Below are 14,052 nucleotides of genomic sequence, written 5' to 3'. Positions count from 1 at the left end.
CATCTTCGGCCGTCTGCGGCGTCGCTCCTCGCTCACATAGCTTCAGCTATGCTCGCTCGTCGCTCCTTGCATCCAATCCGAAGCTGGGCCCCCAAAACGCACGCTATTACTCGGACGGACTCCTAGAGGTCCAAGCCGAGCGCCTTCAGTTGGCGCTCGGCTTGCTGTGCCCAGCCGCGGTTGGCCATGGGGCTGGCGGGGCTCGGATGCAGGACCGTCCCCAGGCGCAGGTCCAGGCCTTCGAGCGCGCGGCGCGCGCTGGCTTCGGCGAAGGCGCCGATCCCGACGACGAGGCGCGGGCGGTAGTGCTCCGCCAGTCGGCGCAGCGCGCGGTCGCAGGCCGCGAGCAGGGGGGCGCGCTCGGCGGCGGGGAGCTTGTCGGGGGTGAGGTTCTTCCCCCCGTCCTCGAGGAAAAGGAGGGGGCAGTAGTTGAGGACGACGAAGCGGCGGAAGAACGCCGCGGGGGTCCCGAAGCGCTCGCGCGCCCAGCCCCAGAGCCGCGCGCCGCTCACCTCGCTGCGCCGGCAGGCGAAGCCCAGCACCGGGCGCTTGGGATGCTCCCGCGGGGGGCGGCCGACCGGCCCTTCCAGCCCCAGCCAATCGCGGGACGTGCGCACTTCCCCGAAGGGGACGCCGGTCTGCGCCATGCCCCACGGGCCGGGGTTCATCCCGAGCAGGAGGACCTCGCGCGGGGCGGTCCCGTAGCGCTCGAGGTAGGCCTCGTGCACGCCGCGGGCGTACTGGAGCGGGTCGTAGACGAAGGCGACCGGGGGGGAGAAGCGAAGGCCCGCGAGCTCCCGTGAGAGCTCGCGGGCCGTTTCGACGGGCGTCATCCTACTCCGGCTTGGCGCTCGGGGCGACTTCCTCGGCCGCCAGCGGCTTGGCCTTCTCGCCGCCGCCGAAGAGCACGGCGATGCGGACGCCGCCGGCGAAGTTGTTGGGGATCTTCTTCGACTCCCGCTCGGATTGGAGCGTCGTCGTCTTGGCGCTCATCTGGCCGCCCACGTCGATCATGACGTGCGCGAGGTTGAGGCCGAAGCCCGCGGTGTAGGCGAGGCCGGAGGCGGTGTCCGAGAGGTTCTTCTTGAGGCCCGCGCGCAGAGGGATGTTGATCCAGCTGCGGTTGAAGACGTTCACCTCGGTGCCCAGGCCCATGTAGCGCGACTTATAGCCGTCGATGTAGCTCACGTTCTCGGTGAGGTCCATGTCGGCCGCCAGGTGCCAGAAGTTGAAGGGCGAGATCGACGCGCCGGCGCGCATCTGCCCGTGCAGGGAGAAGCGGTCCCTCTCCCCCGAGGTCCTCGCCGCGTCGGGCTGCTTGAAGGTCGGGTTGTTGATGTTGCGCGCGACGAGGCCGAGCTTCGGCCGCCCGAGGGCGCCCTCGAAGGTCTTCTTCACGTCCCAGAGGACTCCGAGGTCGGCGGCCGGCTGGAGGCTCGTCTTCGCGTCGTCCTTGAACTTGTCGATGGAGTCCGAGTCCTCGGCGACGACGCGCAGCTCGTGATAGCCGACCTTGCCGGAGATGAGCTTCAGGTTCCCGCCGAGGATGAGGCCGGTCTCGCCGAGCTCGCGGCCGTAGCCCACACCGAACTCGTTGAACATGCCTCCGCGCAGGACCAGCTTGGATTGGTTATTGGTCAGCTCGCTGCCTAGGACGCCGACGGTCCGGTCGAGCTCGGGCGAGGCCCCGAGGTAGGTCTCATTGAGTGCGAAGAAGGCGAGGCGCTTGAACTTGAAGGTCATGGCGCCGGCGACGTCCACCTGCGCGCCGTTGCCCGCCTGCCCGAGGTGGTCGAAGGCCTCGTTGATCTTCGCCGTCGTGCAGTTCGCGGCGTCGAGCTTCGAGCAGGAGTCGTTGAGCTTGTTGAGGTCGTTGGCTCCCTGGATCACCGAGCCGGTGAACTCGCCGCGCGCTCCGACGTTGACCGCGAAGCCCGAGGCGTTGTCGAGGTGGCTCAGCGCCGCGGGGTTGTAGAAGACCGCGTCGGGGCCCTGCGCGATGGCGACGCCGGCGCCGCCCATGCTCATGGCTCGAGGGCCGAAGTCGTGCCAGGGTGTCGCCATCGCTGGCGCGATGGCGACGAGAGAGAAGATGAGCGCGATCGCCGGCGATTTGAACTTGTGCATGTCCATGACCTCTTTTAGCCCTTTTGGGTGCGTTTCCGACGAGACGGAATCGGAAACCCGCGCGGCGGATTTCCGATCACTCGCTCTTGAGGAGCGCGAGCTCGAAGCCGTCGAACTTCTTGCGCAGGACGCGGAACATGACTTCGATGGAGACGCCGATGCCGAGGACGAGGCCGAGGAGTCCGGCGAAGCCGCCGATGGTCTCGGGCTTGAGGCCGAACACCGCGGAGAAAAGGCCGAAGGCGATGCCGATGACGAAGCCGGCCAGCAGCGCGAAGACCACGGCCCGCCACATGAAGGCCCACCAGACTTTGAGGGCGAGAGCGCGCGTCGGTTCGATCCGTTCCATGGTTCTCCTCCGGGCGCGGAATCCCTGCGGGATTCCGCGGGTTCAAGACAAACGGCGGCGACGAATCTCAGGCTACCAAAAAAAGACGCCCCGCGGGAATTCCCGCGGGGCGTCCCTTCGGGTTAGACCAGCGCGGCTGCTCTGCGGGCCGCCTTGGCCCGAGCGGCCAGTCCGGCGTCGTCGCGCAGCGCCTGGGCCTTGTCGGCGACCTCCCAGGTGAAGCCCGGCTCCGTGCGGCCGAAGTGGCCGAACGACGCCGTCTGCCGGTAGATGGGCCGGCGGAGCTTCAGCGAGGAGATGATGCCCTTCGGCGTCAGCAGGAAGTTGCGCCGGATAAGGCCCTCGATGCGGCGCTCCTCGATGACCGAGGTGCCGTGGGTGTTGATGTAGAGGCCGACGGGCTCCGCCACGCCGATGGCGTAGGCGAGCTGGACCGTGCACTCCTCGGCGAGCCCGGCCGCGACCACGTTCTTGGCGATGTAGCGGGCCATGTAGCAGGCCGAGCGGTCGACCTTCGTCGGGTCCTTGCCGGAGAAGGCGCCGCCGCCGTGGGGCGCCCAGCCGCCGTAGGTGTCGACGATGATCTTGCGGCCGGTGACGCCGGTGTCGGAGACCGGTCCGCCGACCACGAACTTCCCGGTCGGGTTGATGTAGAAGCGCGTCTTGTCGTCGACGAGGCGCTTTCCGAGCACCGGGCGGCAGACGGTCTCGATGATCTCCCTGCGCGCCTTCTCGGTGATCTTCTTGCCGGTCTTGTCGAGGATGCTCTCGTCGTGCTGGGTCGAGAGGACGACGGTCTCGACGCGCAGCGGGCGGCCGTCGAGGTATTCCACCGTGACTTGGCTCTTGCCGTCGGGCCCGAGGTAGGGCAACTCCTTGGAGCGGCGCACGTCGGAGAGGCGGCGGGTGAGCTTGTGCGCGAGCATGATCGGCAGCGGCATCAGCTCGGGGGTCTCGCGGTTGGCGTAGCCGAACATCATGCCCTGGTCGCCGGCGCCGCCGGTGTCCACGCCCTGGGCGATGTCGGGGGACTGCCGGCCGATCCCGTTGAGGACGCCGATGGTCGAGGCCTCGAAGCCGAAGCGCAGGTCGTTGTAGCCGATGTCGGCGATGACCTGGCGGACGAGGGCGTCGACGTCGACGAAGCTCTTCGTGGTGATCTCACCGCCGACGACGACGAGGCCGCGGGTGCAGAAGCTCTCGCAGGCGACGCGAGCCGTCGGGTCCTCTTTCAGGATGGTGTCGAGGACCGCGTCCGAGAGCTGGTCGCAGACCTTGTCGGGGTGCCCCTCGGTGACGGACTCCGAGGTGAAAAAGTATCGGCCGTGTCGCTGCATGTGCTTGATCCTCCTATGGGATACGTCCCGGCCCATAGGGCTGGGAACAAGACATTATACAAATTCTAGTGGAAGTCTCGACGATACAGGGGTCGTTTTTCCCTATCTCCCCTTCCTGCGGGAAGGGGGGATTCCGCTGGTCGAAGTTCGTAAATGGAGAAGGCCCGCTTTCGCGGGCCTTCTCTCTGCTAAGTCCTCCCTATCCCCTGCCCCCTTCCCGAGGGAAGGGGAGGGTAGGAAAGTCGGGCGGCCTCAGATGTGGCCGTGCACCCATTTCGCAGCCGAGTCGAGCAGGATCTGCGTCCGCTTGGGGGAGTCCGTCTCCGCGTAGGTGCGGATGAGCGGCTCGGTGCCCGAGGGGCGCATGAGCACCCAGTGGTCGCCCTCGAGGACGACCTTGACGCCGTCGAGCGTCAGGACGCCCTTGATGGGGCTGCCGGCGATCTTCTGCGGAAGCTTCTTCTGCACCTTGGCCGCGAAGATCGCCTTGTCGGCGACCGCCTTGCTGACGTGGAAGTCCACGCGCTTGAAGTCCGAGGCCCCGTGGGCCTTCTCGATCTCGGCCCAGAGCTCGGAGGGCTTCTTGCGGCGTTTGACGAGCATCTCGAGGACGAGGAGCGCGGTGAGCATCCCGTCGCGCTCGGGGGGACAGCCCTTCCAGGCGTAGCCGCCCGACTCCTCGCCGCCGATGACGGCCTGGCCGGAGGCGAGGCGTTCGGCGACGTGCTTGAAGCCGACCGGCAGCTCCTCGAAGGGCAGATTGTGCGCCTTCGCCACGCGCGCGCCGAGGTAGCCGAGTGAGACCGACTGCACGATCTTGCCTTTCAGGCCCCGGACCCCGACGAGGTACTCGATGAGCATCGGGAAGAGCTGGCAGGGGGTGAGGTAGCGCCCCTTCTCGTCGAGGACGGCGACGCGGTCTCCGTCTCCGTCGAGCGCGAGGCCCACGAGTGCCTTCTCCTTGAGGATGCGCTCGCGCAGCGCCGCGAGGTTCTTCTCGATGGGCTCGGGGTTGACCCCTCCGAACAGGGGGTCGCGTTCGGAGCGGATCTCGACGATCTTCTTGTTCCCTTTGGCGAGCTCGCCGAGGAGGCCGCCCGCGGAGCCGTGCATGTAGTCGACGACCACGGTCCCGCTCAGGCGTCCCAGGAAGGCCGCGGGGTTCGCCTTGGCGCGCAGGAAGTCGAGGTATTCCTTGCGGTAGGACTTCTTCACGGGCTGGCCGCCGCGCACGGGGGCCGCGCGGTCGAGGAAGCTCTCGACCTCGGTGGTCACGGCCTCGGAGGCGGCGCGGCCCTCGAGCTTGAGCTTGATCCCGTTGTAGGCCGGAGGGTTGTGGCTGGCCGTGACGACGACGCCGAAGGCCTTGAGCTTCTGGGTCAGGAAGCTGACCGCCGGGGTGGGAAGGGTGTCGGCCATCAGGATCGCGGAGTGGCCGTTGGCGTCCATGACGCGGGCGATCTCCTCGGCGAAGGCCTCCGACATGAAGCGGCGGTCGTAGCCCACGAGCACCGTGTGCTTGGACTTCGTCTTCGGGGGCTTGGTCTTGAGGAAGTCCGCGACCGCCTGCGCCACGCGGCGCACCCGGTCGTGCGTGAAATCGCGCGCCATCATGCCGCGCCAGCCGTCGGTGCCGAATCGGATGTCCATTGTCGCGTCTCCTCGGCCTATAGGGCCGAATGCTCCGTCGTCGTCGAACCGTCTCCGAGCGCCCGGCCCGGACCGAGGGTCGAGCGCGGGCCCACGCGGCAGCCCTGTCCCACCACGCAGCGCGAAAGCCGCGCGCCTTCCCCGACGCGGGCGCCGGCGAGGAGCACGCAGTCCTCGAGCGCGGCCCCGCGGCCCACGACGCAGCGGGGGCCGAGACAGACCGAGCCCGTGAACCGGACTCCCGGCGCCACGCGCGCGCCGCGCCCGATCAGCACGCGGCCTTCCCCGTCGTGGGCGGCGTCCGCGCCGAGGCGGACGCCGGGCTCGAGCAGGAACGCGCCCTTGCGCCGCAGCTCCGGGCGGTGCAGGGGGGTGAGGCCGGCGAGCGCGTCGAGATGGGCCTGGAGGTACTTCTCGACGGTGCCGATGTCGAGCCAGTAGCCCGGGCTCACCCATGCGTAGAAGGGCCGCTTCGCGGCGAGCAGGCCGGGGAAGAGTCCCCGCTCGAGGGAATAGACGCCCGGCGGGATGCGCTCGAGCACGGAGGGCTCGAAGAGGTAGGCCCCCGCGTTGATCGTATTGGTGGAGATCTCGTCGGGGGAGGGCTTCTCCAGGAAGCGGCGGATGCGCCCGCGCGCGTCGGTCTCGACGAGACCGTAAAGGGTGGGGTCCTTGACCGGCGTCAGCGCGATGGAGGCCTCGGAGCCGCGCGCGCGATGGAAGCGCAGGAATGCGCCGAAGTCCATGTCGTGCAGGACGTCCCCGTTGAGGACGAGCAGGGTCCCGCGGGTCCCCGCGCAGGCGTTGCGCACGGCGCCGCCGGTCCCCAGCGGCTCCTTCTCGAAGGAGTAGCGGATGCGCAGGCCCAGGCGGCGGCCGTCGCCGAAGGCGCGGCGGAACGCTCCCGGGCGGTAGGCCGTCGCGAGCGTCACCTCGCGCACCCCGTGGCGGCGCAGCAGCGCCAGCGGGTGGTGCAGGAAGGGGACGTTGACGACCGGCAGCAGGGGCTTCGGGGTCGAGCACGTGAACGGCCGTAGCCGCGTGCCCTGTCCGCCGGTGAGGATGAGCGCTTTCATCGTTTATTGGACAGGGGCGGATTGTATCAAAAAACATATAATCGCACCCGCATGGAAAGGCCACCGCGGACGAGTCCCTTCGAGGCCGGGCCGGAGCCGACCCTCTCGCGGCCGGTCGCCCGCAAGGGCGGCGGCCCGCGCTGGGCTCTCGCGGGCTCCCTGCTCTGCCTCGCGGCCCTCTTCGCCGTCTTCGGCCGGGAGCTCTCCGAGTGGGGCCGCCTCCAGGACCGCCCGCCGGCATGGGACCAGTCCGTTCAGCTCGAGACCGCCCTCGACCTGCGCGACGCGCTCGCGCACGGGCGCCTGCGCGACTTCCTCCGGCAGAAGCCCAAGCCCGGGATGCCGCCCTTCCCTCCCCTCTACCATCTTTCCATCCAGCCGTTCGGCGGGGGGGCCGACGCGAACCGGGCGCTCTGGGCGAACTGGCTGCATCTGGGGCTGCTCATGCTGGCGCTCTGGGGGATCGGCTATCGCCTCAGCGGCCCCTGGCGCGCGCTCGCGGGCGCACTGCTCTTCGCCTGCACGCCCGTCGTCCAGGAGATGCTGCGGACCCAGCTCATCGACCTGCCGCTGACCGCCTGGGTCGCGGCGGCCTGGTGGGCGTTCCTGTCCGCGGAGGACTTCGCGCGTCTGGCGCCGTCGCTGCTCTTCGCCGTCGCCTGCGCCGCGGCGATGCTCACGAAGTGGAGCGCGTTCTCCTACCTGCTGCCCGCGGCCGCGTTGGCGCTTCCGGCGCTGACGGAGCCGCGCGCGCGGCGGAACCTGCTCCTGAGCGCCGCCCTCTTCCTGGCCCTCGTCCTGCCCTGGTACCTCGACCAGTGGCCGACCCTCATCCCGCGGCTCTTCGAGGCCAGCGCCGACGGGGCCATCCCGCTCTCGAGGCCGGGCGCTCTCTTCGTCTACCCGTCCATGCTCATGGAGGGCTTCAACCTCCCGCTGCTCCTCCTCGGCCTCATCGCGGTGTTCGTCCCCACGGCCGCGAAGAACGCGAAGGACAAGGGACCTCTGCTCGCCTGGCTGGCGTTCTCCGTCGTGTTCTGGACCGTGGTCCCGAACCGGCAGCTCCGCTTCCTGCTCCCGGGACTCGCCCCCTTCGCGATCTTCTGCGCGACGCTCTGGCCGCGCTGGCTGCTCGGCGCGCTCTGCGCCGTCCAGCTGCTCATCGCCGCGAACTATCCGCGGGGCTTCCTTCCCCGGATGTCGCTCGAGGGCCCCGTCCCCGTCGAGGTCTTCACGCGCTGGAAGCCCTACGCCGAGGACTGGAAGCTCCGGGACATCCTGCGGACCGCCGCCGCCGCGCGCGACGCCTCGCGCCCCGGAGCGAACGTCGTCGTCGTCGGCAACCATCCGTTCTTCAACTGCCCGACCTTCACCTGGGTCCTGCGCCGCGAGGGGCTGCGCACGCTCGCCGTCCGCGGCGTCAATCGCCGCCTCTGCGAGTTCGCGGAGTTCGTGGTGCTGAAGACCGGCTCCCTCGGGCCCGACGCGGTCACGGGCCAGCTGCCGGCGGTGCGCGACTTCATGCTCTCTCCCGCGGGCTGGTTCGGGTCGGGCTGGAGGGAGCTGCGGCGCTTCCCGCTCCCGGACGGCAGCGAGGCGGTCCTCTTCCAGCAGCGGCGCTTCGCGCGGCCGCCGCTGGCCGAGAAGGTCCTGCGCTTCGACTACTTCGAGGAAGGGAGCGTCAGCGCGCGGGACCTGCGCGTCGAGCTGGGCGACTTCGACCCCGCGCGCGGGCTCTACCCGCGCGTCCGGGTCCGAGCGGAGGAGCTCGTCGTGCGCGGGCTCCTCGTCCGGGACTTCGACGCCGTCCTCGAGGGGCTCGTCCTCATCCCGGCGGCGGAGGCGGGGAGCGACTCCCGGACCGTCCGGATGGGGACCAACGGTCTCCCGCTCGACGTCCGCTTCCTGCGGCTCGACCGCCTGTCCCTGCTGCGTGCGGCGGTCGGCGCCGACGCGCTCGCGGCCTTCATCTCGGAGCGCTCGCGCGGCGCCGGGCCCGTGCAGGCGGACATCGAGGGCGGACTGCTCCAGGCGGCCTTCCGGGTCCGCAACGCCGTCGTCTCCGCCGCGGTCCGCGCCGCGCTCGCGCCGGACGGGCGCTCGGTCTCCTTCGCGCTCGAACGCCTGAGCGTCGCGGGCATCCCGGTCCCGACCGCCCTCCTCGGACGGCACGCGCGCTTCACGCGCTCCTTCGCGCCCGACCCTGAGCTTCCCTTCGAGCTCTCCCTGGCCGGACTCCGCCTCGACGGCGGCCGCCTCCTCATCGGGAATCCCCGATAGGGGCTTCCCGACCGTCAGGAAATCCCTGCGGGGATTTCCCGGGGCTTGGTCCAGTCACCCATCCTATGAGAGAAGCGGAAGCGACGGAGTCCCCGAAGGGGACTCAGTCGAGTATCCGGGAGTAGGCCTTCTCGTAGTTGTCGAGCATGTCCGAGACCTTGAAGTTCTCGAACATCAGCGTCCGCGCGGCCGTGCCCAGGCGCCGGCGCAGGGCGTCGTCGGAGCAGAGGTCTCCGAGCGGGGTGATGAGGGCCTGAGAGGACTTGGGGTCGCAGAGCAGGCCCGTCACGTCGTGTCGGACGATCTCGGGGATGCCGTCGACGCGGGTCGCGACGACGGGGAGTCCGAGCGCCATCGCCTCGAGCAGCGCGTTGGGAAGTCCTTCCCAGAGCGAGGGCTGGACGAAGATGTCGAGGGCCGAGAGCCAGCGGGGGAGCTCGGACTTCTCGCCCGGGAGGAAGACCGCGTCCTCGAGTCCGAGCTGGCGCACCTTGTCCTGGAGCGCCGAGCGCAGGGGGCCGTCCCCCAGCAGCACGCACTTGACGGGGTGGATCGCGCGCAGCTTCGCCACCGCCTCGATGAGGAAGACGTGCCCTTTCTGGGGGTCGAGCCGCCCGACGGCGCCGAGCAGCGGCTCGTGTTCGGCGACGCCGAGCTCGGCGCGCAGGCGCGAGCGGTCCGCGCTCGAGGGGGTGCAGCCGGCGAGGTCCGTGCCGTTGTAGACGCGCAGGACCTTCTCGGGCTTGTAGCCCAGCTTTTCGACGAGGTGGCGGCGGGTGGACTCCGACTCCGCGACGAGCAGGTCGTCGGAGCCTTTGAGCAGCCGGTCCACGAGGAGCGAGACCTCGTCGCGCGTCCGGTAATGGACCCTCGGAGAGGTCAGCAGCTTGAAGTCCCCGTAGCCGAAGCGGCGCACCGCCCGGCAGAGCTGCATCGCCTGGTACATCACCGCGTGCACGATGTCGGGGCGGCGGGCGCGGATGAGGGCGGCCAGTCGGGCGACGTCGCGCAGCCGGGCGCGTCCGTTCTGCGGCCAGTCGAGCGTATCGACCGGGATGCCTTCGGAGCGCAGGAGCTCTCCGTAGCGCCCGGGGGCCTTGAGCGAGACGACGCCGACGACCTTGAAGCGCGAAGGGGGCAGCAGCGTCGCCAGCGTGTAGAGCGTCTTCTCGGCCCCGCCGACCGTGGTGGAGGTGGAGACGAAGAGGACGCGCCTCATCACGCCTTGTAGAACTTCCTGATCTCCGAGGTCACCCGCAGAGCGCTCTCTTCGGAGAGATCAGGGTACATCGGCAGCGCGATCGCCTCGCGGCAGGCCTGCTCGGAGACGGGGAAGTCCCCTTCCCGCCGGCCCAGGTCCTTGAAGGCCGGCTGCATGTGGAGCGCGACCGGGTAGTAGACCGCGCAGCCGACCTCGGCCTTCGTCAGGGCCTCGAGGAGCGCGTCGCGCTTCTGGGCGCGCGCGACGAAGAGGTGGTAGACGTGCCTCGTCCCCGCGGCGTCCTCCGTCGGGGGGGTCACCGGCAGCCCCTTGAGCTCGCGGCGGTAGAGCGCGGCGATCTTCGAGCGCTTCTCGTTCCAGGCCGCGAGGCGGCGGAGCTTGATGCGCAGGAAGGCGGCCTGCAGTTCGTCGAGCCGGGCGTTGCGGCCCGGCAGGGCGTGCAGGTAGCGCTCGCCCTTCGCCCGGCCCGCGTCGCGCAGGACGGTGCAGGTCTCGGCGAGCTTCGCGTCGCGGGTGACGACCGCGCCGGCGTCGCCGAGGGCGCCCATGTTCTTCGAGGGGTAGAAGCTGAAGGTCCCGATGTCTCCCATCGTGCCGACGGGCTTGCCCTTGTAGAGGCAGCCGTGGGCCTGCGCGCAGTCCTCGACGACGCGCAGACCTCCCTTGCGCGCGACCGCGAGGACGGCGTCCATGTCGGCCGGGAAGCCGAAGAGGTGGACGGGGACCACGGCCTTCATGCGCGGGGTCAGCGCGCGCTCGAGGGCCGCGGGGTCGATCGTGAAGTTCCGGGGCTCGATGTCGATGAAGACCGGCTTCGCGCCGATGGAGGATACCGCCGTGGCCGTGGCGATGAAGGTGAAGGCGGGGACCGCGACCTCGTCGCCGGGGCCGACGCCGCAGGCCTTCAGGGCGAGCTCGATGGCGTCGGTGCCGTTGGAGCAGCCGACGCAGTGCGGGGCGCCCATCGCCGCCGCGAACTCGGTCTCGAACGCCTTGACCTCCGGGCCGTTGATGACCATGCCCGAGTCCATGACGCGCGTCGCCGCGGCGAGGAGTTCCTCGCGCAGGTCGGAGTACTGCTGCTTGAAGTCCATCAGGGGGACCTTCCCCGGCTTCACGGCGGCGGCGGGCTTGTTCATCAGTAGGCTCCTCGTGCGGAGATCATAGCCGGGACGGTCTTGAGGATGATCTCAAGGTCCAGTCCCAGGGACCAGTGTTCGATGTAGTACATGTCGAGCGCGAAACGCTGCTCGGCGCTGATGTCCGAGCGTCCGGAGACCTGCCAGAGGCCGGTGATGCCCGGCAGGGTGTTCAGCCGCTTGCGGGCGGTCGTGCCGAAGTTCTTGACGAGCTCCTCGATCTCCCCGGTGTTCACCGCCAGGGGGCGTGGGCCCACGACGCTCATCTCCCCGCGCAGGACGTTGATGAACTGGGGGAACTCGTCGAGCGAGAAGCGGCGCAGCCAGCGGCCCACGCGCGTGACGCGCGGGTCGCTCTTGGCCTTGAAGAAGCCGCCGGTCTGGGCGTTGAGGCCGCGCACCGCGTCGAGCGACTTCTCGGCGTCGACGACCATCGTGCGGAATTTGAAGGCGTCGAAGGTCCTGTTCTTGAGACCGATGCGCTTCTGCTTGTAGAGGGCGGGTCCCTTCGAGTCGAGGCGGATGAGGAGCGCGATCAGCAGCAGGGGGAGTCCGAAGACCGTGAAGACCGCGAGGGCGAAGAGGGTGTCGAAGACGCGCTTGGAGAGGAAGTTCGCCCTCGTCAGGGAGGTGTGCTGGAGGCGGTAGGCCGGCAGGCCGAGGGAGTCGTCCATCTGGACCTCGCCGAGGCGCAGCTCGAGGAGGTCGGGAAGCATGGTGAACTCGAGGCCCGCGGACTCGCAGGCTTCGGCGAGCTCGAGGATCTCCTTGCGCGAGTGTTCGCTGCGCGCCAGGACGACCGACGCCGCGCCGGTCCGCGCCGCGAGGGCGAGGAGTTCCCCGGCGCCCGGGACGCCCGCGCATTCGACGATGCGCAGGCCGGGGTGGCGCTCGAGCAGGTTTGCGCGCAGGAGGTCCACGACCCGCCCGCCGCCGACGATCAGCAAGGGGGAGGTGCGCTCGAAGCGGGCGAGGAGTCCGTCGAGTTCCAGCACGAGGAACTGGGAGAAGCAGACGAGCCCCGCGGCGGCGGGCCCGGCGAGGAGGATCATCAGCCGGGAGTACTCGAGGCGCGAGAAGATGTAGGTCGCGGCCAGGGTCGCGAGCGTGCCGAGGGCGGCGCCTTTCAAGATCCGCAGGAAGCGGTCCGAGGCGCCCATCCAGGGGCGCGTGTAGAGCCGCGCCGAGTAGAAGAAGACGGCCAGCCAGAGGGGTACGACGGCCCAGAGCAGGCGCTCGTAGAGCTCCCAGCCGGGGAGCCCTCCGACGATGACGAAGCGGGAGGTCCACCACTCGGAATGGAAGCGCACGGAGTATGCGGCCAGGTAGGCCAGGACGACCGCGCCGCCGTCGAAGGCCAGGTGCAGTCCTCCGGTCAGGAGGTGGCGGAGCCAGCGCGGGAGACCTCCCGCAGGGGAGTGCCCCGGAGTCCCGGGGGCGGCCGGACCCGCGGTGCGCGGGGCGTCCACGGCCTCAGGCGAGGGCACGGCGGCGCAGCTCCTCGATGGCGGGGATCTCCTTCGGACAGACCTTCAGGTCGGTGAGGTTCACGGGGCCGCGGGCGCTCACGAGGATGTCGTCCTCGATGCGCACGCCGCCGAAGTCGAGGAGGCGGCAGGCCCGCGCGAAGTCCACGGACTTGCGGTGCTTCGAGCGCAGCTTCGGGTCGTTGAGGAGCGCCTCGATGAAGTAGATGCCCGGCTCGACCGTCATCACGAAGCCCGCCTCGAGCTTCGCGACGAAGCGGATGGGTATCTTCGTCGGGTTGGGGAGCACGCGCTTCTTCCCGCCGGAGCCGTCGTGGACGTCGAGGCCCATGAGGTGGCCGATCCCGTGCGGGTAGAAGAGGCGGACGGCCTCGCTCTGGACGAGTCCGTCGACGTCGCCCTTGAGGATGCCCATGCCCTTGAGCCCTTCGGCGAGGCGGCGCATCGTGAGGACCTGGAGGTCCGCGGAGTTCACCCCGGGGCGCAGGCGCTCGATGACCGCCTTCTGCGTCTCGAGCACGATGGAGTAGACCTCGCGCTGGACGGGACTGAAGCGCCGGCCCACCGGGAAGGTCCGGGTGACATCCGAGGCGTAGCCGTGCTTCTCCGCCGCCGCGTCGACGAGGAGGAGCTGGCCCGCGCGCAGGAGGGCGTCGTTGCGGACGTAATGGAGCACCGCGCCGTTGGCGCCGGCGGCGATGATGGAGGGGAAGGCCAGGTGCCGGAGGCCGCGGCGCATGCACTCGCCCTCGAAGAGGGCCTGGGCCTCGTACTCGCGCATGCCGGGCCGCACGCGCTCCATGAGCAGGCGGTGCGCCGCCGCGCTGACGACCCCGGCCTCGCGGATGAGGCGGAGCTCGCCGGCGTCCTTGAGGGTGCGCAGTTCCCAGAGCGCGTCGAGGAGGGTCTCGACGTCCTTCTTCGCGAACGGGGCGAGCTTCGCGTGCGTCTTCGCCGCCGCCGGGTTCGCGTAGAACCGGCGATAACCCTTGCGGGCGCGGCGGAAGTGCGCGGGGAGCTCGTCGGCGTAGGCGACGCGGTCGAAGCCGTAGAGGCGGCGGCACTCGGCCGGGCCGGGCACGTAGCCCAGCCAGACCTTGTGGGTGGCGTCGATGCGGGCGATGAAGAGGGTGCTCGTCCTGCGGCGGGGGTCCAGGAGGACGTGGAAGTCCGCCTCCTCGACGCCGGTCAGGTACAGGAAATTGGAGTTCTGGCGGAAGACGAAGTTGACGTCGTGGTTGCGGGGGACCTCGCCGTTCCCCGAGACCAGGATGAGGCCGTCCGGGAGGCGGGCCATGAGCTTGCGGCGGTGCTCGGCGTGCATGTTCATATGAGGATTATACAACCTTACTGCCCATCCCTTTCGGGAGGGGGCAGGGGGAGGG

General features: G+C 69.9%; 11 protein-coding genes. 1 reads left to right on the top strand and 10 read right to left on the bottom strand.

All coding sequences use genetic code 11. The features are described from left to right. Positions 1-122: 122 nt before the first annotated feature. From WC969_13250 to WC969_13225, 6 genes are all read right to left on the bottom strand, one after another. Positions 123-833, bottom strand: a complete 711-nt coding sequence (locus WC969_13250; protein ID MFA6030818.1) for a uracil-DNA glycosylase family protein — start codon at positions 831-833, stop codon at positions 123-125. Position 834: 1 nt separating this feature from the next. After that, the gene (traF, locus tag WC969_13245) at positions 835-2,127 is read right to left on the bottom strand and encodes a conjugal transfer protein TraF (GenBank protein ID MFA6030817.1); all 1,293 of its coding nucleotides are present in this window, start codon (positions 2,125-2,127) and stop codon (positions 835-837) included. Positions 2,128-2,203: 76 nt separating this feature from the next. Then, positions 2,204-2,476: a hypothetical protein gene (locus tag WC969_13240; protein MFA6030816.1), complete on the bottom strand. Its 273-nt coding sequence runs from the start codon at positions 2,474-2,476 to the stop codon at positions 2,204-2,206. Between the two features lie 122 nt (positions 2,477-2,598). Then, complete coding sequence (metK, locus tag WC969_13235) at positions 2,599-3,813, bottom strand: methionine adenosyltransferase (GenBank protein ID MFA6030815.1); 1,215 nt, start codon at positions 3,811-3,813, stop codon at positions 2,599-2,601. Between the two features lie 252 nt (positions 3,814-4,065). Further along, positions 4,066-5,463 carry a phosphoglucomutase/phosphomannomutase family protein gene (locus WC969_13230; protein ID MFA6030814.1) on the bottom strand — a complete coding sequence of 466 codons (1,398 nt, stop codon included), beginning with the start codon at positions 5,461-5,463 and terminating at the stop codon, positions 4,066-4,068. 17 nt (positions 5,464-5,480) lie between these two features. Further along, positions 5,481-6,539 (bottom strand): NDP-sugar synthase, encoded by a 1,059-nt coding sequence (locus tag WC969_13225; GenBank protein MFA6030813.1) that lies wholly within the window; start codon positions 6,537-6,539, stop codon positions 5,481-5,483. A gap of 51 nt (positions 6,540-6,590) precedes the next feature. Between WC969_13225 and WC969_13220 the strand changes: the two genes are divergently transcribed. After that, the gene (locus WC969_13220; GenBank protein MFA6030812.1) at positions 6,591-8,819 is read left to right on the top strand and encodes a glycosyltransferase family 39 protein; all 2,229 of its coding nucleotides are present in this window, start codon (positions 6,591-6,593) and stop codon (positions 8,817-8,819) included. Between the two features lie 103 nt (positions 8,820-8,922). On the opposite strand, the gene WC969_13215 is transcribed toward WC969_13220, so the two are convergent. The 4 genes from WC969_13215 to WC969_13200 are packed head-to-tail and all read right to left on the bottom strand — an operon-like array spanning position 8,923 to position 13,997. Then, a complete protein-coding gene (locus WC969_13215; GenBank protein ID MFA6030811.1) occupies positions 8,923-10,038 on the bottom strand; it encodes a glycosyltransferase in 1,116 nt (371 codons plus the stop codon). Beyond that, positions 10,038-11,180, bottom strand: coding sequence for a DegT/DnrJ/EryC1/StrS family aminotransferase (locus WC969_13210; GenBank protein MFA6030810.1), 1,143 nt, complete (start codon positions 11,178-11,180; stop codon positions 10,038-10,040). Before WC969_13210 ends, WC969_13215 begins: the two co-directional genes overlap by 1 nt. After that, the gene (locus WC969_13205) at positions 11,180-12,667 is read right to left on the bottom strand and encodes a sugar transferase (GenBank protein ID MFA6030809.1); all 1,488 of its coding nucleotides are present in this window, start codon (positions 12,665-12,667) and stop codon (positions 11,180-11,182) included. Before WC969_13205 ends, WC969_13210 begins: the two co-directional genes overlap by 1 nt. Further along, the gene (locus tag WC969_13200) at positions 12,654-13,997 is read right to left on the bottom strand and encodes an aminopeptidase P family protein (protein ID MFA6030808.1); all 1,344 of its coding nucleotides are present in this window, start codon (positions 13,995-13,997) and stop codon (positions 12,654-12,656) included. Before WC969_13200 ends, WC969_13205 begins: the two co-directional genes overlap by 14 nt. Positions 13,998-14,052: the final 55 nt, after the last annotated feature.

The sequence above is a fragment of the Elusimicrobiota bacterium genome (genome assembly GCA_041660925.1).
Taxonomy (GTDB): Bacteria; Elusimicrobiota; Elusimicrobia; order UBA1565; family UBA1565; genus JBAZUV01.
The sequence above is the reverse complement of the archived record's forward strand: the minus strand, read 5'-3'. Positions and strand labels throughout refer to the sequence as shown.

What these genes read in the sequence shown, in the direction of transcription:
- WC969_13250 (MFA6030818.1), bottom strand. Translation starts at nt 833, where the DNA reads ATGACGCCCGTCGAAACGGCCCGCGAGCTCTCACGGGAGCTCGCGGGC.
- traF (MFA6030817.1), bottom strand. Translation starts at nt 2,127, where the DNA reads ATGCACAAGTTCAAATCGCCGGCGATCGCGCTCATCTTCTCTCTCGTC.
- WC969_13240 (MFA6030816.1), bottom strand. Translation starts at nt 2,476, where the DNA reads ATGGAACGGATCGAACCGACGCGCGCTCTCGCCCTCAAAGTCTGGTGG.
- metK (MFA6030815.1), bottom strand. Translation starts at nt 3,813, where the DNA reads ATGCAGCGACACGGCCGATACTTTTTCACCTCGGAGTCCGTCACCGAG.
- WC969_13230 (MFA6030814.1), bottom strand. Translation starts at nt 5,463, where the DNA reads ATGGACATCCGATTCGGCACCGACGGCTGGCGCGGCATGATGGCGCGC.
- WC969_13225 (MFA6030813.1), bottom strand. Translation starts at nt 6,539, where the DNA reads ATGAAAGCGCTCATCCTCACCGGCGGACAGGGCACGCGGCTACGGCCG.
- WC969_13220 (MFA6030812.1), top strand. Translation starts at nt 6,591, where the DNA reads ATGGAAAGGCCACCGCGGACGAGTCCCTTCGAGGCCGGGCCGGAGCCG.
- WC969_13215 (MFA6030811.1), bottom strand. Translation starts at nt 10,038, where the DNA reads ATGAGGCGCGTCCTCTTCGTCTCCACCTCCACCACGGTCGGCGGGGCC.
- WC969_13210 (MFA6030810.1), bottom strand. Translation starts at nt 11,180, where the DNA reads ATGAACAAGCCCGCCGCCGCCGTGAAGCCGGGGAAGGTCCCCCTGATG.
- WC969_13200 (MFA6030808.1), bottom strand. Translation starts at nt 13,997, where the DNA reads ATGAACATGCACGCCGAGCACCGCCGCAAGCTCATGGCCCGCCTCCCG.